We start from the raw sequence: 18,034 nt of genomic DNA on the forward strand, positions 1-18,034 counted from the left end.
AGACGGTGCGAGAGGACGCGCAAGACGCGTATTCGCTGCCGGTCGCGCAGCGCATGCATACGTTGGACGCGAGCCATCAATGGACGCGGGCGTCGCTCTATCTGCACGAACCGGGGACGTTCCTGCCGCTCGCTCGTCTCGATGAGAAGCTGGTCGAACCCGCGTTTCTCGCGACGGGTACGGATGGCGGTTTCGTTCAGGTTCCGGCGAAGAGCCGCCATGCGACGGTGTTCTATCAGAATGACCACCTTGGCACGCCGCAGGAGTTGCTCGACGAGTCGGGTAAGGTTGTGTGGCTGGCGCGGTATAAGGCGTGGGGCGGAAGGAAACCAACGCCCTATGGCAAGACGGATGCGGCAGAAGCGGATAACGCGATTCGGTTCCAAGGCCAATACGCGGACGACGAGACGGGGCTGACGTACAACCGGCATCGGTATTATGATCCGCAGACGGGACGGTTCATCTCGAAAGACCCCATCGGGCTTGCGGGCGGCATCAACGTCTATCAATATGCGCCTAACCCGGTGCAGTGGATTGATCCGCTTGGACTTAGATGCGACAGTCCAGCAAACAAACTCGCACGTAAGTTGCGCGCGCTCCAAAAAGCACAGGGAAGTGCCGCTAATACACGGCGACTCCCGGACGGGAGAATTAGGTATTACGATGCTGAAGTCCCCGCTCTAAATCCGGGTCCCACTCGTGGACGTTCGCACGTAACTGAATGGAATCCTGGAACGGGGCAAGTTCGGTCGTGGGAAGAGACATATAACCAAGCTGGAGAGGTCAACCGAGTTCATCCCAAGATGGACAATGGTGAGGTACTAGACTTGCCGCACTACCCACCGACAAAAGCGGACCTTGATCAAGGCAAAGCTACAGCTTCTGGCAGAGCCACGTCGAGATGCCCATAAGGAGAAACGATCGTGTCTGACATGAAAGCTCAATTTCTCAATGGTCTGCATTTCCTTATCACGGTGGAGGGTTACGCTCCAGACAAGGTCGCGCGCTATGCGTACGAGTTTTATTTGGACCACTCCTTTGATGATCCTCGCTTAGAACGCGTAGTGAATTATCTTAAAGGAATGGACGCGGGGCCTGAGTTTGAATTCTCGGAGGTGGAGCTGAAAGAATTTCTGAGAAAAGAGTTATGAACAAAGGGCCGCATACGCGGCCCTTTGTATGTCTACTCGGCGGTAATGATCTACAATCGGCATCGGTACTATGATCCGGCGACGGGACGGTTCATCACGCAAGACCCTATCGGTCTTGCAGGCGGAACAAACCTATATCAGTACGCGCCGAACCCGACACAGTGGATCGATCCGCTAGGGTTGGCAAAGGTTTGTTGCTGTGGGGAGCCGTACGTAGATCCGGATGCTCGCTGGCGAGATGTCATGAACGATCCGAATACGCCAAGTTCAATGCGTGGTTGGTTCCAAAATCAGGCACGTAGAGTTGATGCTGGCCAGCAAGCCAATATCAAGGCACCACCGGGGTATGAACTTGCACACAGACCTCGTTTCGAAAATGACTCCGGTTACGATTATTCGCATGCTGACCCGATGTTGGCGGCAGACCATCGAGGCATTCAGCATCGCTATTGGCGCAAGCGGAATGGGTGCTGGTCGGCAAAGATGCCGAGTTCTGGGTCGCCTGGGACCGGCAAGTTGAGTCTCCCGAAGGCGGGCTCTTTACCCTAAGCGAGAAATGATGGCTAAAGCGCGAGTGATAGGCACAACAGTAGATGCGATCCATGCAGCTGAGACGGAATTGGCGCGACGCTTGCCTAAGTCGTTCTCGGATTGGCTTCTGGACAACAACGGCAAAGCATTGGGTGCTTTGGTTGTGTTTCCTGTATTCGATGCACGCGATCCCCGCAAAACGTGGGAGTCGATAGTTCGTCACTTCAAAGAAGATTGGCAAGAGTGGCGAGACAACTTCTCAGGTAGCTCTATCGACCTCTCTCAGTTGCTACCGTTTGCGGAATTCGGAACGGGGGATTACTACTGCTTCGACTATGGAACGCTTGGCGATGCCGGAGAGCCTGTTGTAGTTCTTTGGTCGCACGAGACAGGGCAAGCGTCAGCGATTGCTGATAGCTTCGCAGCCTTTCTGACTACGCCCGGTCGACCGGGATAACGATGAGGGAAGCATCTTGGGGCCGCGTGAGCGGCCCTTGTTGTTTCTGGCCTCTAAAGCTCGGAATCGACCAACGCGCGGCTACCCGTTTCTCCCCGATCGGGGAGAAACGCAGCGGCGGCTGTCAGTCTGCCGGCAGCTAGAAAAGCCGTTCCGCGACCACCCGGCGCGCGTCGTCGTTGAGGTGCATTTGCTGAATTCCAGCGATCGCACGGTGCAGCCAGGTATATCAATACGCGCCGAACCCGGTTCGATGGATCGAGCCTCTTGGCTTAACGACATGTCCGTGTCCCGATGATTGCGAGAAGATACTTGAGAACGAGGGTGTCCAAACGGGGCGTCACGGAGATCTCAGAAGGGTTGGCGGGTTGCAAGACTCGCATCACATCTATCAGGACGCCGCAGTCAATGGCATGTCGGGCTACAACTATAACGACGCCCCCGCGATCAGTCTGCAGGGGCGAAATCAAGACGGAACGACCCGGGGGACACCGCACTACAACGCGAACCGCGCGCAAGACCGGGCATCGCTAGGCGGTACACTTGGAAGCGAGACTGTAGTTGCCTTCAATTCATTGAAAGCCGCCGGGCTAAGTTCCAAAGCCGCAAAATGCGCGGTCTTGAAAGCGAGAAGTTACTTCTCCGGGATAGGTGCCAGCGCGGGAGCCAGAACAACCACACCATCAAAGCGAGGTAGATCTAAATGACCAAGTTGAACAACGATGAAGCTTACTTACTTATCACCGAATTCATCGAGGCCATCAATGCTCAAGATGCTCAAACACTTCAAGCAAAGTTCGACGTAACGATGCCCATTCTTGAGGAAATCAAGGAAACGTTGGCAGAGTACTTCTTGGATAACCCACGGATCGGTGTAGCACCACTCGACCGAGCATTTATAGAGCAGCGAGGCTCCCGGCGCTTCATTGATGTTTTTGAGATGAATGGTGGTGAAGCATGGGGAGTGGAAGCAGTGCTCTGGTCAGATGGCAAGCCCCAAGAACCAATTCTCCAAGTCGAAATCCAACGAGACCACGCTCAGATGCGCTTGAGATACAAATATATTGGGTCGTAGCGGTTTGAGAATCGACTAACTTCTAGTTTCTGAAATGACCTCAATTGCATGCGTAGGCGACGCAACCACCCACGGCGGGCGCATCATCACGGGCTCCGACACGATGGACATCAAGGGGCGCGGGGTGGCTCGCATGGGTGATTTGGTGACGTGCCCGGAACACGGCACCAACCCTATTATTCAATGCTCGGACAGGTTGACCGACACGAACGGCAATGGCGTCGCACTCGACGGACATTTGACCGCGTGTGGCAGCCGTCTGATCGCTTACGAGGATCACGGCTCGGTGGGGTAAGGGAAATGGTCGAGCGTCGATGCGCGGCTCGACCTTCGCGACGAGCACCCATAAGGCCCGCCTGGCGCGGGCCTCTACTTATGCGCGCTCGACGTCCTCGCTCGCTTCGTCTTGCGCCTCGCCACCGCCCAACTCGCGCAACTGAACGACGCCTTCAGGTTCCGTCGCGTAGACTTCCGCCTCTCCCGGCGTGAGCGTCGAATCGTTCAGCGTGTCACCGTCCACGATGACCCGAATATCTGAAACTGCCCTGGTTCTCGATATGCACCTTCATTGCTTTGTGTCCTTGGGGTTAGCGTTGCTGCGGGTGGATGAGCCGATCGATCGAGTTCGAGCCGCTTTCATGCTCAGGTAACTGCACGCCGCCGTGTCCGCCCGTATTGGCGATGGTGTTGTGATCGCTTCTATGTAGACGAGCGTGCACCTGTGAAAAATAAGCGCGGCTAGCAGAGCTGCGGCGTAGCGGATGCACATAGCAGAGCGACGCTTTACGAGAGCGCTCCGAAAGCCTTCCACGTTCCCGGCGTGCCTGCTGCGGTGCAGGTTCACCCGGCGACGGCTGTTCCGGCTGGGTTGCTATTGGTCATGGTGTCACCGATGACCCACGTTCCGGAGGTCGGCGGAGCCGTGCCTCGCAATACGCGCTGCCCGGGCAGCCGGTTCCCGCTGTCGAAGGACTGAAATGGCGCTACCGCTGTCGTACTGTCGATAGCTCAATTCCAAACGGCATAGCGGGCACACTGAAATCGTTGCCCGCGACATCAGCGAGTGCCACGGCCCCCGCTTGAAGATTGATAAGCCCAATCGGATATTGCGTGTCGCCTGGGTAGGTCCGCACGTTCCCCTTAATCGATAGCTTGCTGATGGTCACAGTTGCGGTCGTCGAGGAAGCGCCAACCGTGACCGCGCGCTCGTCGCTCGCGCCCGAGCTGTTGACGTTCAGAATGGCGTTACCGTCAACAACGATCGCTTGAACTGTGCATGCTGCCGCTGGCGCACACGCGACACAACCCGCAACTTCGCACTCTGCGATGGAAAGCAAGGTTGAGCGGGTCGGCTTCGCCTTCATCGGTTCGCGAGGAGATGCTCGATGTGCCCGTCGAAGCGTGCCGGGTTCGGGCCGCTGCGCGAGCCGCGCATCGCCGCCCAATCCAGAACCTGACGGACCGTACCATTTCCGTGGTAATGGTTAATTTTGCAAAGAAAGTAGGCGCCGCCCCGCACAGGGGCAGTGCCAATAGACCGACGCGAATACGGGATCCGGCGAAAACCAAAACCAAAACCAAAAAATCAAAACGAGTGATGAATCCCCGCCAGCACGATGACTTGATTCGCCGTACTCGACACCCCAGCGGTAAAGAAAGCCGCCTTCACCCCCCCAGTAGCATGCTCATAAAGCGCATTGACATAAAGCTGCGTCGACTTCGACAACATATAGATATCGCCGATTTCGAACTGCGTCCATCGTCCGCCCGCGAACGTCGTCGTCGCCGCGCCGCCCGCGATCCAGTTCCACGCGACCGGTTTAAAGGTCAACCCCGCATCGTATGACTGAAACGTATCGGACTGCCCGTTCGATTGCAGCTTCACGCGCGTATAAAGCGCATGCACGACGAACTTGCCGATCTCATACGACGCACCCGCGCCCATCTCCTCCTGCTTGTCCGCCATGTAAGTCGCCGCCGGCTGACCCTGAAACGTCGTCAGACCGGTCGTCGCGATCGCGGGCGTGCGATTGTGCTCGTTCGAATACGTGGCCGCCGCCTTGAACGGACCGTTCGCATACGTAATGCCGAAGCCGTAGTTGCGGCCCGTCGAGAAGTTCGTCGTGTTGCCGAGGCCCATCATCGCGCCCGCAGAGAAGCCATAGAAGTTCGCCGAGCGGAATTTCACCGAGTTGTCGTAGGGCACCACGCCCGTATCCGCCAATTGATCGATGTTGCCCGGATGAAACGCGTACCAGCTCGCCGCGAGATACGCGGTCGATAGCGGTCCGAGCATGTCGAAGCTGAACGGCGTCTGATGACCGAGCGTCAGCGTGCCGACGTTTTCCTGCTCGAGCCCGAGATACGCCTGCCTATTCCAAAGCGTGCCCGCCTTCGCGAAGTTGCCCGTGTTCGTGTAGAAGCCGTTCTCGAGTTGCGCGACGGTCCTGAGCCCGCCGCCCAAATCCTCGACCACGCGAAAGCCCCAGCGATCCGGCTGCATGTTGCCCTGCTCCTCCATCCACTTCGGATGGCCGCCGACGTTGTTGATATACGCGATGCCGGCATCGAGACTGCCATAGAGCGTGACCGTGCTTTGCGCGGCCGCGCCGGTCGCGACCCCGGCCCCGATGAGCCCCGCTGCGATGATGTGCTTCACCCTTCGTTCTCCTGATCGTGTGGTTCGAGCGCGGGCCTCGCCCGCTTTCCTGTTCCTGCTGATCGCAGTTGTTGCCCTTCCCCAGCAAGACGTCCCGCCACTCGTTTGCGTTCCATATATGGATCGCCGTCCTGCCTATGGAAAGTATAGTGAGCTTTCCCGCGCCAAAAAAATAAATTTGTGATGAAGCCGGGTAGACCCTGAGACGACGCGGACACGGCGCATCTGCCGGGCAAAAGGGCTTACGGATCAATGACAAACGGGCGTTCTTACTTTATCCGCGAGCTTAAAACCGCGTCGACTTAAGTGTTTTCACCTAGATATCTACTTTTATATTTTTTCCGAGCCAGTCGACTCCTATAATCACCATACACGAACTGTTGTTCCTTTAGTGGAACACAGACGAACCAGAGGAAAGGGTGAAAGATGTCTGAACAATGGCGCTGCGCCGGGCATGCCGGCGATCTGTCGGAAGACGCACCAATCGAATTCAAGCTCGATGACGGCGCGGAAATCGGAATCTACAAAGTGGGCGACGCGCTATATGCGCTCGAGAACGTCTGCCCGCACGCATATGCGTTGCTGACGCAAGGCTTCGTCGATGGCGACACCGTCGAATGTCCGCTGCACGAAGCGGTGTTTCACATCCCCACGGGCAAATGCCTGAAAGAGCCCGGCGGCCGCGACCTGAAGACGTATTCGGTGCGCCTCGCCGGCGAGGAAATTCAGATCAAGGTGGCGTGACATGGAAAAAGTCGTGAACTTCAACCCGCATCTCAAGCCGTGGCTCGCGCCGCAGCCGAACAACGTCGCCGGCAAGGGCGTGATCGAAAAGCCGGGCGAGACTGAAAACTTCATCTGGCAGACGCGCAAGGCCGAGCCGACGCAATACGAAAACGACTTCGGCGATGCGCTCGAACGCGTCTTCGAAGCGGGCGCGCTGGAACTGGAACAGGTGGTCGCGGGCTTGAACAAGGACGGTTTCCGCACGCCGGAAGGCACCGCATGGACCGCCGACCGCCTCGCCGCCGAACTGCGCACGCTCGCCGAATAAAGAAGGAGCTTCTTCCCATGACCTCCCCTCACCAAACAGTCGCCGCCGATCCCGTTCAGGCCTATCTCGATCGCGGCTTGCGCAATTACTGGTATCCCGTGGCGCCGAGCTGGCAAGTGGCGAATGCGCCCATCGGCTTGACGCGACTCGGCGATCAGATCGTGCTCTGGCGCGACAACGAAGGCAAAGTGCATGCGCTCGAAGATCGCTGTCCGCATCGCGGTGCGCGTCTGTCGCTCGGCTGGAATCTCGGCGACAGCGTCGCGTGCTGGTATCACGGCATCGAAGTCGATGGCAGCGGCACTGTGCAGAAAGTGCCCGCCGTGTCCGCGTGCCCGCTCGAAGGCCAGAAGTGCGTGAAGTCGTACCCCGTCGAAGAACGCGCGGGCGCGATCTTCCTCTGGTTCGGCGACGACGCCAACAAGGAACCCGCGCCGCTCGTGCTGCCCGAAGAACTCGTCGCCGAGGAATACGCGAGCTTCCTGTGCATGTCGCACTGGAAGTGCAATTACCAGTACGCGATCGACAACGTGATGGACCCGATGCACGGCGCGTATCTCCACGCGACATCGCATTCGATGGCCGAGGGCGACAAGCAGGCCGACATGCGCGTGCGCAAGACCGAAACTGGCTTGATGTTCGAGAAGGTCAATCAGCGCGACGTGAACTTCGACTGGGTGGAGCTCGGCGAAACCGGCTGCCTGTGGATGCGCCTCGCGATTCCGTACAAGAAGAAGTTCGGGCCCGGCGGCAACTTCGGGATCATCGGTTTTGCTACGCCCGTCGACAACGACAACTGCCAGGTCTACTTCTGGCGCACGCGCAAGGTCTCCGGATGGCAGCGCGATGCGTGGCGCTTCCTGTATCGCAATCGTCTCGAAGGACTGCACTGGGCCGTGCTCGAACAAGACCGCTATGTGCTCGAAAGCCTGGCGCCGAACGCACGCGATCACGAATTCCTCTATCAGCACGATGTCGGCATGACGCGCGTGCGTCGCATGTTGAAGCAGCGCGCGCAGCAACATCTCGCCGCGCTCGAAGCATTGCCGAAGAACACGGAGCACGCTCATGCGTGATGCGTCGAAAGCGCTCGACGGCCGTCGCGTGATCGTGACCGGCGGCGCTCGCGGACTCGGCGCGGCCTTCGTGCGCGCGCTCGTCGGGCAAGGCGCGCACGTCGCGTTCGGCGATGTGCTTAGCGAAGAAGGCGAAGCACTTGCGCGCGAACTGCGTGACGTGCACTTCTTCCCGCTCGATCTGAACGAACCGCGAAGCATCGCCGAATTCGTCGAACAAGGCACGAATGCGTTGGGCGGTCTCGATGCGCTCATCAACAACGCCGCGATCACAAACTCGGGCGGCAAGTCCGCCAGCGAGTTCACACCGCAAACATGGGATGCGGTGATGAACGTGAACGTGCGCGGCACTTGGCTGATGAGCGTCGCGTGCCTGCCGCATCTGAAGGATTCGGGACGCGGCGCGATCGTGAACATCGCATCCGATACGGCGCTGTGGGGCGCGCCGAAGCTGCTCGCATACGTCGCGAGCAAGGGCGCGGTGATCGCGATGACGCGCTCGCTCGCCCGCGAGTTCGGCGCGGACAACGTGACCGTCAACGCGATCGCGCCCGGCCTCACCGAAGTGGAAGCCACCGCATATGTGCCCGCCGAGCGTCACGAGTATTACCTCAAAGGCCGCGCATTGACGCGCGCGCAAGTCCCCGACGACGTGAACGGCCCCGTGCTGTTCCTGCTCTCGGATGCGGCGCGCTTCGTAACGGGCCAGTTGCTGCCGGTGAACGGCGGCTTCGTGATGAATTGATTCGCTCTATTTGATTGGAACCTGGAGAAAGCAATGGCCGATGCAGACATCGAACGCAAGTCGTGGGATCAGCCCGCCGAAGCGAGCTTCGCACAATGGATGGACACGCGCGTCGCGCGCCTCGAAACGCGCCGTTACGACTGGGACGCGCTCAAGTTCCAGGCCGACTACGACCCGAAGTATCGTCGCGCGCAGATGCGTTATGTCGGCACGGGCGGCACGGGTGTATCGAAGGACATGAACACGATTCCCGCAGGCAGCTTCACGTTTTCGACGATGGTCATTCCCGCCGGCAACATCGGGCCGAGCCATATTCATATCGACGTGGAAGAGATTTTCTTCGTGCTGCGCGGAAAGATGAAAGTCGTCTGCGAGAAGGACGGACAAACGTGGGAAGCCGTGCTCGGCGAGCGCGATCTCATTTCAGTGCCGCCGGGCGTGTATCGCACGGAGATCAACATCGGCGAGGAAGACGCGCTGATGTGCGTGATGCTCGGCGCGCCGAAACCCATCACGCCGACGTATCCGCCGGATTCGCCGCTGGCGAAGTTGAAGCGCTGAGGCTCGCATGAACATCCAGACGCTCGCGTGCTTTCCCGACACGCATATCGAAACCGCGCACGGCATCACGGGTTATCGCGAGGCAGGTGCGATGCATCGGCGCGCGCTGCCCGTCGTGCTGCTGCATGGGATCGGGTCGGGCGCGGCGTCGTGGGTCCGGCAGATCGGCGCGCTTGGTGTGAAGCGGCGTGTCATCGCATGGGACGCGCCGGGGTATGGCGAATCTAGTTGCATACGTAACGATTCGCCGCTTGCGCTCGATTACGCGCAAGTGTTGCGCGCGTGGCTCGATGCGCTCGATATCGATCGATGCGTGATCGTCGGCCATTCGCTCGGCGCGATCATCGCGGGATCATTCGCCGTGCATACGCCACAGCGCGTCGCGGGCCTGCTGCTGATATCGCCGGCTGCGGGTTATGGCGCTGCATCGAAGGAAGTGCGCGATTCGAAACGCGATGCACGTTTGAAGATGCTGAACGAACTCGGCCCGCAAGGACTCGCACGCGAGCGCAGCGCCAACATGCTTTCGCACTACGCCGACGATGAAGCGCGCGAATGGGTCCGCTGGAACATGGCGCGCATCGTCCCCGCAGGCTATGCGCAAGCGACGCATCTGCTTGCCAACGCCGATCTCGCAGCGGATATCGCGCGCTTTCACGGATGCATCGCGGTCGCCGTCGGCGCGGACGATGCGATCACGCCGCCCGACGCATGCGAGCGCATCGCGCAGGCCGCGCGGGTCAATCTGCAAGTGATGCCGCGTGCGGGCCATGCAGGCTACGTCGAATCACCCGCTGCATACACCGCATTGATCGATGCGTTTTGCGAAAGCATCGAATGCCACACGAAAGACGGAGTACCGCAATGACATCCCTCGCCACGGAAGAAGCCGACAAGGGCGAACCGACTTACATCGTGCCGGGACTCGAACGCGGATTGAAGATCCTCACCGAGTTCTCGCCGCGCGAACCGGTGCTTGGCGCGCCCGAATTGTCGCGACGCCTCGGCATTCCGCGCACGACGGTTTTCCGCCTGTTGCAGACGCTCGAATCGCTCGGCTTTCTGGAGCGCGCGGACAAGGACCGCAACTATCGGCTGGGCGTCGCCGTGCTGCGTCTCGGCTTCGAATATCTGAGCTCGCTCGAACTCACCGATCTCGGCCTGCCGATCATCGAAGCATTGCGCGACGCGACCGGTCTCACGAGCCACATTCTCATTCGCGATGGGCGCGATGTCGTGTTCGTCGCGAAAGCGCAGAGTCACGCGCCTATCTTCAGTTCGGTGAAGGTGAACGTCGGCACGCGCCTTCCCGCCCATGCGACGACGCACGGCCACGTTCTGATGGGCGATCTTTCGCTCGATGAACTTCGCGCGCTCTACCCGGAAGCGCATCTCGAACGCTTCACGACGTCCACGCCCGAAACGGTCGAAGAGCTCTTCGAGCGCGTGAAGGAAGACGCCGAACGCGGCTACGCGACAAGCCAGTCGTCGTTCGAGCGCGGCATATCGGTCGTCACCGCGCCCGTTCGCAACGACACGGGACGCATCGTCGCCGTCATCACGACGACGATTCCGCGTCCCGAGATCGACGCAGCGTTGCTCGACAGCGGTCTCGTCGACAAGGTTCGCGAAGCCGCCGATGCGCTCTCGATGCGTCTCAACTATCGCCCGGGCGCGCGTGCGTCCGCGTCGAACCGCTACATGAAATCTCTGGGGTTGCAATGATTCGAATCGATCTCTCGGACCAGGTCGCTGTCGTCACCGGCGGTTCGTCGGGCATCGGTCTCGCGACGGCGAAGTTGTTCTTGCAAGCGGGCGCATCGGTGGCCATTTGCGGGCGCGACAGCGAACGTCTGCAAGGCGCGCAGGCAACGCTCGCCGATGAATTCCCGCAAGCGCAACTGTTCGCCGCGCGTTGCGACGTGCTTGACGCGGACCAAGTGAACGCATTCGCATCGCAGGTAATGCAACGCTTCGGCCGCGTCGACATGCTCGTGAATAACGCGGGTCAGGGCCGCGTCTCCACATTCGCCGATACCCCCGACGACGCCTGGCGCGACGAACTGGAACTGAAGTACTTCAGCATCATTCGTCCGACGCGCGCCTTCTTGCCGATGCTGAAAGATGCGCCTTCGCCCGCGATCGTCTGCGTGAACTCGCTGCTCGCGCTGCAACCAGAGCCGCATATGGTCGCGACTTCATCGGCGCGCGCGGGCGTGTTGAGTCTCGTGAAATCGCTTGCGACGGAACTCGCGCCGCAACGCATCCGCGTGAATTCGATTCTGATCGGCATCGTCGAATCGGGGCAATGGAAGCGTCGCTATCAGAACTACTTGAACGAAAACGCCGATAACCCCACGCGCCAAAGCTGGGAAGAATGGACCGGCGAGCTCGCGCGCAAGAAAAACATTCCGCTCGCCCGCTTCGGCTTGCCCGAAGAAGCGGCGCAGGCGCTCTTCTATCTCGCAACAACGCTGTCGTCGTACACGACCGGCAGCCATATCGATGTTTCCGGAGGCTTTGCTCGTCATGTCTGAAAAAACCACGGTCGGCGAACTGATCGCCGCGTTCCTCGAACAATGCGGCGTCCGCACGGCGTTCGGCGTGATCTCGATTCACAACATGCCGATCCTCGATGCGATCGGGCGTCGCGGCAACATCCGCTATGTCGGCGCGCGCGGCGAAGCGGGCGCCCTGAACATGGCCGACGGCCTCGCGCGCGTATCCGGCGAACTCGGCGTCGCGTTCACGTCGACGGGCACGGCTGCCGGCAACGCAGCGGGCGCGATGGTCGAAGCGCTGACCGCGGGCACGGCGTTGCTGCATATCACCGGGCAGATCGAAACCGAGTATCTCGATCAGGATCTCGCGTATATCCACGAAGCGCCCGATCAGTTGTCGATGCTGCAATCCATCTCCAAGGCGGCGTTTCGCGTACGCACCGTGGACACCGCGTTGCCGACGATTCGCGAAGCCGTGCGCGTCGCGCTCACTGCGCCTGCGGGCCCGGTGAGCGTCGAGATTCCCATCGACATTCAGGCCGCTGAAATCGAATGGCCCGCCGATCTCGCCGCGCCGCACGTCGGCATGCTCACGCACGACAGTCTGCGCGTGAAGCAGCTCGCCGATGCGCTCACGAACGCGAAGCGTCCGTTGCTATGGCTCGGCGGCGGCACGCGTCATGCGCGCGGCGCGGTCGAGCGCCTCGTGAAGCTCGGCTTCGGCGTGGTGACGAGCGTGCAAGGTCGCGGCGTGCTGCCGGAAGATCATCCGGCGACGCTCGGCGCATTCAACGTGCATCCGTCCGTCGAAGCGTTCTACAAGACCTGCGATGCGCTCGTCGTCGTCGGCTCGCGTCTGCGCGGCAACGAAACGCTGAAGTACAAGCTCGCGCTGCCGCAGCCGCTTTATCGCATCGACGCCGATGCGCTCGCCGATAACCGCGGCTATCGCAACGAACTCTTCGTGCATGGCGATGCATCGCGCGTGCTCGATGAACTCGCGACGCTGCTCGAAGGCCGCATCCGCATCGATGCCGCGTTCGCGAGCGATCTCGCGGCAGCGCGCGAAACGGCCGTCGCGGAAGTGTCGAAGGGACTTGGACCGTACAAGCGTCTCGTCGATTCGCTGCAACGCGCGGTGGGCCGCGATTACAACTGGGTCCGCGACGTGACGATTTCGAACAGCACGTGGGGCAATCGCCTGCTGAAGATTTTCAATCCGCGCGCGGGCGTGCATGCGCTCGGTGGCGGCATCGGGCAAGGCACGCAGATGGCGATCGGCGCCGCGCTTTCGGGCGCGGCGAAGAAGACTGTCGCGCTCGTCGGCGATGGCGGTCTGATGGTCAATGTCGGCGAGCTCGCAACCGCCGTGCAGGAAAAGGCCAACGTCATGATCGTGCTGATGAACGATCAATGCTACGGCGTGATCCGCAACATTCAGGACGCGAACTACGGCGGACGCCGCATGTTCGTCGATCTGCATCAGCCGGATTTCGCGCAGTTCTGCGCGAGCCTCGGCCTTGCGCATCGCCGCATCACGTCGCTCGATCAGGCCGATGACATCGTGCGCGAAGGGCTCGCGATCGATGGCCCGGTGCTGGTCGAAGTGGACATGCTGTCGGTCGGCTCGTTCGCGACCGCGTTCGCCGGGCCGCCCGTCAAGAAGGAAGAGCCGAAGGAGCCGGAATATGCGTGATCCCCTCCATGCACGGCAAGCGATCGACATCGCGATGATCGGCTTCGGCGCGATCGGTTCGGCGGTGTATCGCGCGCTCGACAACGATCCGCTCGTTCGCATCTCGCATGTGATCGTGCCGGAACGCGATCGCGACAACGTGCGCGCGGTGCTCGGCGATAACGTCGATGTCGTGTCCCACGTCGATGCGCTCGCCAGTCATCCGGAATTCGCGCTCGAATGCGCGGGACACGCGGCGCTCGTCGATCATGTCGTGCCGTTGCTGAAGTCCGGCACGGATTGCGCGGTCGCATCGATCGGCGCGCTGTCGGAAGCCGGCTTGCTCGATGCCCTCGCCAATGCCGCCAATGAAGGCGCGGCCACGATCACGCTGCTCTCGGGTGCGATCGGCGGCGTCGATGCGCTCGCCGCCGCGAAGGAAGGCGGCCTGGACGACGTGCAGTACACCGGCCGCAAGCCGCCGCTCGGCTGGCTCGGCACGCCTGCTGAAACGCTCTGCGATCTGAAGTCGCTGACTGAAGAGAAGGTCATCTTCGAAGGCACTGCGCGCGATGCGGCGCGTCTCTATCCGAAGAACGCGAACGTCGCGGCGACCATTGCGTTAGCGGGACTCGGGCTCGATGGCACACGCGTGCGTCTCATCGCCGATCCGGCTGTCGAGCGCAACGTGCATCGCATCGTCGCACGCGGCGCGTTCGGCGAGATGTCGCTGGAAATGTGCGGCAAGCCGTTGCCGTCGAATCCGAAGACATCGGCGTTGACTGCATTCAGCGCGATCCGTGCGTTGCGCAATCGCGCCGCGCGTTGCGTCATCTAAGGAGCTTCAGAAAGATGAATCATCCCGACACTTCGCTCGTAGCGTCCGGCGATATCTATATCGGCGGCGAGTGGCGCAAAGGGCGCGGCAATCAGTACGCGAGCATCTATCCCGCCGATCAATCCGTCAACGCGGAGATCAGCACCGCCGATGCCGACGACGCGCGCGAAGCCGTCGAGATCGCGGATCGCGCTTACAGGCAGGCCGATTGGGCCGGACTGAAGCCGCATCAGCGTGCTGCGGTTCTGCATCGCATCGCGAATCTGATCGAAGCGCGTCATGAAGCGCTCGCGCAATTGCAGCGCCGCGACAACGGCAAGCCGATCAGCGAAACGCGCGCCCTGGTCACGAGCGCGGCCAACACGTTCCGCTACTTCGCAGCGTGCCTCGAAACGCTCGAAGAAGAACTCACGCCTTCACGCGGCGATTATCTGACGATGAGCGTGCACGAACCGCTCGGCGTCATCGCGGCAATCACGCCGTGGAATTCGCCGATCGCATCCGATGCGCAAAAGCTCGCGCCTGCGCTCGCGGCCGGCAACGCGGTCGTGCTGAAGCCCGCTGAAGTGACGCCGCTGGCATCGCTTGCGCTCGCGCGCATCTGCGAGGAAGCGGGCGTGCCGAAAGGCGTCGTGAGCGTGTTGCCCGGCAAGGGCTCGGTCATCGGCGATGCGCTCGTGCGTCATCCGCTCGTCAAGAAGGTCGCGTTCACGGGCGGCACCGAAGTCGGTCGCGGTATTGCGCGTCTTGCCGCGGAAAAGCTGATGCCGGTATCGCTCGAACTGGGCGGCAAGTCGCCGACCATCGTCTATGCCGATGCCGATCTCGATCACGCAGTGAACGGCGTGCTGTACGGCATCTTCAGTTCATCGGGCGAATCGTGCATCGCGGGATCGCGGCTCTTCGTCGAACGCAAGGTGTACGGCGAGTTCATGTCGCGTCTCGTCGATCGCGCACGCAGGCTGCGCGTCGGCGATCCCACGCGCGAAATCACGCAGATGGGTCCGCTCATCACATCGCAGCATCGCGAGAGCATCGAACGCTATGTCGCGCTCGGTCTCGAAGAAGGCGGCACGCTGTTATGCGGCGGCGAACGTCCGACGGGCGATGGCCGCGAGAAAGGCTTCTTCTATCTGCCGACGATCATCGAAGGTCTCGCGAACGATGCGCGCATGTGTCAGGAAGAAATCTTCGGCCCGGTGCTCGCCGCCCTGCCCTTCGACGACGAAGCCGCGTTGTTGCAACAAGCGAACGACAGCGTGTTCGGTCTCGCCGCCGGCATCTGGACGCGCGACTACAAGCGCGCATGGAACCTCGCGCGCGCGTTGAGCGCGGGCACGGTCTGGATCAACACGTACAAGCAGTTTTCGATTTCGACGCCTTTCGGCGGATGGAAAGACAGCGGCATGGGACGCGAGAAAGGCCGTCTCGGCCTGCGCGAATACATGCAGCAAAAGAGCCTGTACTGGGGCTTGAACGATGCCCCGCTGCCGTGGGCGAACTGAAGGAGCTGCCATGACGATCCTTGGCATTGAACGCATCACCTACGGCGTGACCGATCTCGACACCTGCCGGCGCTTTTTCGCGGACTGGGGATTGAAGGAAGTCGCGCACGATGAAGCGCGCGCGCGTTTCGAAACGCTCAACGGCTGCGAAGTGCTGCTTGCATTGGCCGACGATCCCGCGCTGCCGCCCGCATTCGAAGGCGGTCCGACGTTGCGCGAAGTGACGTGGTCCGTCGCGACGCGCGCCGAACTCGACGCATTGCGCGGACGCTTCGCGGGCCAGCCCGGTCACATCGAAACCGACGATGCGGTCGGTTGCATCGATCCGAACGGCATGGCGATTCGTGTGGAAGTGACGAAGAAGCGCGACATCGACGTGAAGGGCTCACTGTCGAACGTGTGGGGCAACGCGCAGCGCATCGATACGCCGAGCCCCGTCTATGAGCGCGCGGAACCCGTCGAAGTGGGACACGTCGTGTTCTTCACGAACTGCGTCGCGGAGCAGGAAAAGTTCTATCACGAGCTGCTCGGCTTCGAGACATCGGATCGCTATCCGGGACGCGGCGCGTTCATGCGTTGCGCGCCGCATGGCGGTCATCACGATTTGTTTCTCTTGCAACTACCCGATGGAAAACGCGGCCTGAATCACGTCGCGTTCACGGTGCGCGACATCCACGAAGTCTTCGGCGGCGGCCTGCATATCAGCCGCTGCGGATGGACCACGCAACTCGGACCGGGACGTCATCCGGTTTCGTCGGCGTACTTCTGGTACTTCAAGAATCCGGCGGGCGGTCTCATCGAGTATTACGCCGATGAAGACGTGCTCACGCCCGAATGGCAGCCGCGCGAGTTCGAGCCGGGTCCGACCGTGTTTGCGGAATGGGCCGTCGATGGAGGTCTCGACGGCAACACGCGCCGCCAGAAAGAGGCGAAGGCGCCCGAAGGCAAGTTCATGACGGAGCGGAAAAATGGCTGATCTTCAGACAGTCGTCGTGATCGGCGGCGGACAGGCGGCGGGCTGGATCGTGAAGACGTTGCGCAAGGAGGGCTTCGATGGCCGCCTCGTGATGATCGCCGACGAGATTCATCTTCCTTATGAGCGCCCGCCGTTGTCGAAGGCCGTGCTCGCGGGCGAAGCGGATATCGAAACCGTGCGTCTCGTCGATCACGATGCATTCGCCGCGTTGAACGTCGAAGCGTGGCAGCCGGAACGCGCGACGTCGATCGATCGCGACGCGCGCATCGTGCGTACCGCGAGTGGACGCAAAGTGCAGTACGACCGGCTTGTCATCGCAACGGGCGGTGCGGCGCGCCGTCTGCCGGCATCGCTCGTGAAGACTTCGCATCTTGCCTATCTGCGCACACTCGACGATGCGGTGCATATCGGCAAGCGTCTGCGCGAGAGTCATGCGAAGCGCCTCCTCGTGATCGGCGGCGGATGGATCGGCCTTGAAGTCGCGGCGACCGCGAAGAAGCTCGGCGTCGATGTGACCGTGATCGAAGGTGCGCCGCGTCTGTGCGGACGTTCGGTGCCCGCGAGCGTGTCGGACTTTCTGCTGAAGTTGCATCGCGATAACGGTGTCGATGTGCGTTTGAATGCATCGGTCGTATCGCTCGAAGACTGCGAAGGCGGCGTGCGCGCTTCGATGGCCGATGGCACGTTCATCGACGCCGGCTTTGCCGTCGCGGGCATCGGTCTCGCGCCGCACACGGCGCTCGCGGAAAGCGCGGGCATCGAAGTGAACGACGGCATCGTCGTCGATGAATTCGGCGCGACCCACGATGCACATGTGTTCGCTTGCGGCGATGTCGCCAATCATCCGAATGCGTGGCTGAAGCGCCGCGTGCGTCTCGAATCGTGGGCGAACGCGCAGAACCAGGCGATCGCGACGGCCCGCGCCGTGCTCGGCGTTCGCACGCCGTATGCGGAGATTCCGTGGTTCTGGTCGGATCAGTACGACGTGAACCTGCAGATTCTCGGCGACATTCCGCCGGGCGCGACGCCTGTCGTGCGCGGCGATCTGGACGCGCGTCGTGCATCGCTCTTCTTCTTCGAAGGCGATGTATTGCGCGGCGTCATCGCGATCAACGCGACGCGCGATCTGAAGGTCGCGAAGAAATGGATGGGCCAGGGACGCGCGGTCGATATCGCGTCGCTCGCGGATACGGCGAAGGCACTCGCATAACACATTGACGGGAGCAGGCA

21 protein-coding genes and 2 pseudogenes are annotated in these 18,034 nt (G+C 61.2%); 21 read left to right on the plus strand and 2 right to left on the minus strand.

Annotated elements, in window-relative coordinates:
- Positions 1–230: 230 nt before the first annotated feature.
- From NCS02_RS36350 to NCS02_RS27545, 8 genes and pseudogenes are all read left to right on the plus strand, one after another.
- Positions 231–911 (plus strand): annotated as a pseudogene (locus NCS02_RS36350) (RHS repeat-associated core domain-containing protein); the annotation flags it as partial.
- Positions 912–923: 12 nt separating this feature from the next.
- The gene (locus NCS02_RS27525) at positions 924–1,151 is read left to right on the plus strand and encodes a hypothetical protein (protein WP_250520170.1); all 228 of its coding nucleotides are present in this window, start codon (positions 924–926) and stop codon (positions 1,149–1,151) included.
- Positions 1,152–1,202: 51 nt separating this feature from the next.
- A pseudogene (locus NCS02_RS36625) lies at positions 1,203–1,338 on the plus strand (RHS repeat-associated core domain-containing protein); the annotation flags it as partial.
- Complete coding sequence (locus tag NCS02_RS27530; RefSeq protein ID WP_502800906.1) at positions 1,317–1,700, plus strand: polymorphic toxin type 8 domain-containing protein; 384 nt, start codon at positions 1,317–1,319, stop codon at positions 1,698–1,700. The pseudogene NCS02_RS36625 and the gene NCS02_RS27530, both read left to right, overlap by 22 nt.
- Positions 1,701–1,707: 7 nt before the next feature.
- The gene (locus tag NCS02_RS27535; protein WP_250520172.1) at positions 1,708–2,139 is read left to right on the plus strand and encodes an SMI1/KNR4 family protein; all 432 of its coding nucleotides are present in this window, start codon (positions 1,708–1,710) and stop codon (positions 2,137–2,139) included.
- Between the two features lie 368 nt (positions 2,140–2,507).
- Positions 2,508–2,846, plus strand: coding sequence for a hypothetical protein (locus NCS02_RS36630; RefSeq protein WP_488225988.1), 339 nt, complete (start codon positions 2,508–2,510; stop codon positions 2,844–2,846).
- A complete protein-coding gene (locus tag NCS02_RS27540) occupies positions 2,843–3,214 on the plus strand; it encodes a hypothetical protein (RefSeq protein ID WP_175980348.1) in 372 nt (123 codons plus the stop codon). The genes NCS02_RS36630 and NCS02_RS27540 overlap by 4 nt, the downstream gene beginning before the upstream one ends.
- A gap of 34 nt (positions 3,215–3,248) precedes the next feature.
- Positions 3,249–3,509 carry a PAAR domain-containing protein gene (locus NCS02_RS27545; RefSeq protein ID WP_175980347.1) on the plus strand — a complete coding sequence of 87 codons (261 nt, stop codon included), beginning with the start codon at positions 3,249–3,251 and terminating at the stop codon, positions 3,507–3,509.
- Positions 3,510–3,587: 78 nt separating this feature from the next.
- On the opposite strand, the gene NCS02_RS27550 is transcribed toward NCS02_RS27545, so the two are convergent.
- Both NCS02_RS27550 and NCS02_RS27555 read right to left on the minus strand, forming a co-directional pair.
- Positions 3,588–3,734 (minus strand): hypothetical protein, encoded by a 147-nt coding sequence (locus NCS02_RS27550; protein WP_175980346.1) that lies wholly within the window; start codon positions 3,732–3,734, stop codon positions 3,588–3,590.
- A 1,065-nt stretch (positions 3,735–4,799) separates the two neighbouring features.
- Positions 4,800–5,873 carry a porin gene (locus NCS02_RS27555; RefSeq protein WP_250520173.1) on the minus strand — a complete coding sequence of 358 codons (1,074 nt, stop codon included), beginning with the start codon at positions 5,871–5,873 and terminating at the stop codon, positions 4,800–4,802.
- A gap of 426 nt (positions 5,874–6,299) precedes the next feature.
- On the opposite strand from NCS02_RS27555, the gene NCS02_RS27560 reads away from it, so the two are divergent.
- From NCS02_RS27560 to NCS02_RS27620, 13 genes are read left to right on the plus strand one after another with little or no spacing between them, the layout of a single operon-like run.
- Positions 6,300–6,617 (plus strand): non-heme iron oxygenase ferredoxin subunit, encoded by a 318-nt coding sequence (locus NCS02_RS27560; protein WP_008345991.1) that lies wholly within the window; start codon positions 6,300–6,302, stop codon positions 6,615–6,617.
- A gap of 1 nt (position 6,618) precedes the next feature.
- Positions 6,619–6,927 carry a recombinase-like helix-turn-helix domain-containing protein gene (locus NCS02_RS27565; RefSeq protein WP_175980345.1) on the plus strand — a complete coding sequence of 103 codons (309 nt, stop codon included), beginning with the start codon at positions 6,619–6,621 and terminating at the stop codon, positions 6,925–6,927.
- 17 nt (positions 6,928–6,944) lie between these two features.
- Positions 6,945–8,003 carry an aromatic ring-hydroxylating dioxygenase subunit alpha gene (locus NCS02_RS27570; protein WP_250520175.1) on the plus strand — a complete coding sequence of 353 codons (1,059 nt, stop codon included), beginning with the start codon at positions 6,945–6,947 and terminating at the stop codon, positions 8,001–8,003.
- Positions 7,996–8,748, plus strand: coding sequence for an SDR family oxidoreductase (locus tag NCS02_RS27575; protein ID WP_250520176.1), 753 nt, complete (start codon positions 7,996–7,998; stop codon positions 8,746–8,748). The genes NCS02_RS27570 and NCS02_RS27575 overlap by 8 nt, the downstream gene beginning before the upstream one ends.
- A 33-nt stretch (positions 8,749–8,781) precedes the next feature.
- Complete coding sequence (locus NCS02_RS27580; protein WP_008345999.1) at positions 8,782–9,309, plus strand: cupin domain-containing protein; 528 nt, start codon at positions 8,782–8,784, stop codon at positions 9,307–9,309.
- A 7-nt stretch (positions 9,310–9,316) separates the two neighbouring features.
- The gene (locus NCS02_RS27585) at positions 9,317–10,177 is read left to right on the plus strand and encodes an alpha/beta fold hydrolase (RefSeq protein WP_250520177.1); all 861 of its coding nucleotides are present in this window, start codon (positions 9,317–9,319) and stop codon (positions 10,175–10,177) included.
- Positions 10,174–11,034, plus strand: a complete 861-nt coding sequence (locus NCS02_RS27590; RefSeq protein WP_008346003.1) for an IclR family transcriptional regulator — start codon at positions 10,174–10,176, stop codon at positions 11,032–11,034. The genes NCS02_RS27585 and NCS02_RS27590 overlap by 4 nt, the downstream gene beginning before the upstream one ends.
- Positions 11,031–11,846 carry an SDR family oxidoreductase gene (locus NCS02_RS27595; RefSeq protein WP_250479332.1) on the plus strand — a complete coding sequence of 272 codons (816 nt, stop codon included), beginning with the start codon at positions 11,031–11,033 and terminating at the stop codon, positions 11,844–11,846. The genes NCS02_RS27590 and NCS02_RS27595 overlap by 4 nt, the downstream gene beginning before the upstream one ends.
- A complete protein-coding gene (locus tag NCS02_RS27600) occupies positions 11,839–13,506 on the plus strand; it encodes a thiamine pyrophosphate-binding protein (RefSeq protein ID WP_250520178.1) in 1,668 nt (555 codons plus the stop codon). The genes NCS02_RS27595 and NCS02_RS27600 overlap by 8 nt, the downstream gene beginning before the upstream one ends.
- Positions 13,499–14,323, plus strand: a complete 825-nt coding sequence (locus NCS02_RS27605; RefSeq protein WP_008346008.1) for an aspartate dehydrogenase — start codon at positions 13,499–13,501, stop codon at positions 14,321–14,323. The genes NCS02_RS27600 and NCS02_RS27605 overlap by 8 nt, the downstream gene beginning before the upstream one ends.
- Before the next feature lie 14 nt (positions 14,324–14,337).
- The gene (locus tag NCS02_RS27610) at positions 14,338–15,828 is read left to right on the plus strand and encodes an aldehyde dehydrogenase (RefSeq protein ID WP_250437496.1); all 1,491 of its coding nucleotides are present in this window, start codon (positions 14,338–14,340) and stop codon (positions 15,826–15,828) included.
- Positions 15,829–15,838: 10 nt separating this feature from the next.
- Positions 15,839–16,804, plus strand: coding sequence for a VOC family protein (locus NCS02_RS27615; protein ID WP_008346011.1), 966 nt, complete (start codon positions 15,839–15,841; stop codon positions 16,802–16,804).
- Positions 16,797–18,014 carry an NAD(P)/FAD-dependent oxidoreductase gene (locus tag NCS02_RS27620; RefSeq protein ID WP_250523375.1) on the plus strand — a complete coding sequence of 406 codons (1,218 nt, stop codon included), beginning with the start codon at positions 16,797–16,799 and terminating at the stop codon, positions 18,012–18,014. Before NCS02_RS27615 ends, NCS02_RS27620 begins: the two co-directional genes overlap by 8 nt.
- Positions 18,015–18,034 lie beyond the last annotated feature (20 nt).

Source organism: Caballeronia sp. NCF2, from assembly GCF_023631205.1.
Classification (GTDB): Bacteria; Pseudomonadota; Gammaproteobacteria; order Burkholderiales; family Burkholderiaceae; genus Caballeronia; species Caballeronia zhejiangensis.

What these genes read in the sequence shown, in the direction of transcription:
- NCS02_RS27535 (WP_250520172.1), top strand. Translation starts at nt 1,708, where the DNA reads ATGATGGCTAAAGCGCGAGTGATAGGCACAACAGTAGATGCGATCCAT.
- NCS02_RS27540 (WP_175980348.1), top strand. Translation starts at nt 2,843, where the DNA reads ATGACCAAGTTGAACAACGATGAAGCTTACTTACTTATCACCGAATTC.
- NCS02_RS27545 (WP_175980347.1), top strand. Translation starts at nt 3,249, where the DNA reads ATGACCTCAATTGCATGCGTAGGCGACGCAACCACCCACGGCGGGCGC.
- NCS02_RS27560 (WP_008345991.1), top strand. Translation starts at nt 6,300, where the DNA reads ATGTCTGAACAATGGCGCTGCGCCGGGCATGCCGGCGATCTGTCGGAA.
- NCS02_RS27565 (WP_175980345.1), top strand. Translation starts at nt 6,619, where the DNA reads ATGGAAAAAGTCGTGAACTTCAACCCGCATCTCAAGCCGTGGCTCGCG.
- NCS02_RS27570 (WP_250520175.1), top strand. Translation starts at nt 6,945, where the DNA reads ATGACCTCCCCTCACCAAACAGTCGCCGCCGATCCCGTTCAGGCCTAT.
- NCS02_RS27575 (WP_250520176.1), top strand. Translation starts at nt 7,996, where the DNA reads ATGCGTGATGCGTCGAAAGCGCTCGACGGCCGTCGCGTGATCGTGACC.
- NCS02_RS27580 (WP_008345999.1), top strand. Translation starts at nt 8,782, where the DNA reads ATGGCCGATGCAGACATCGAACGCAAGTCGTGGGATCAGCCCGCCGAA.
- NCS02_RS27585 (WP_250520177.1), top strand. Translation starts at nt 9,317, where the DNA reads ATGAACATCCAGACGCTCGCGTGCTTTCCCGACACGCATATCGAAACC.
- NCS02_RS27590 (WP_008346003.1), top strand. Translation starts at nt 10,174, where the DNA reads ATGACATCCCTCGCCACGGAAGAAGCCGACAAGGGCGAACCGACTTAC.
- NCS02_RS27595 (WP_250479332.1), top strand. Translation starts at nt 11,031, where the DNA reads ATGATTCGAATCGATCTCTCGGACCAGGTCGCTGTCGTCACCGGCGGT.
- NCS02_RS27600 (WP_250520178.1), top strand. Translation starts at nt 11,839, where the DNA reads ATGTCTGAAAAAACCACGGTCGGCGAACTGATCGCCGCGTTCCTCGAA.
- NCS02_RS27605 (WP_008346008.1), top strand. Translation starts at nt 13,499, where the DNA reads ATGCGTGATCCCCTCCATGCACGGCAAGCGATCGACATCGCGATGATC.
- NCS02_RS27610 (WP_250437496.1), top strand. Translation starts at nt 14,338, where the DNA reads ATGAATCATCCCGACACTTCGCTCGTAGCGTCCGGCGATATCTATATC.
- NCS02_RS27615 (WP_008346011.1), top strand. Translation starts at nt 15,839, where the DNA reads ATGACGATCCTTGGCATTGAACGCATCACCTACGGCGTGACCGATCTC.
- NCS02_RS27620 (WP_250523375.1), top strand. Translation starts at nt 16,797, where the DNA reads ATGGCTGATCTTCAGACAGTCGTCGTGATCGGCGGCGGACAGGCGGCG.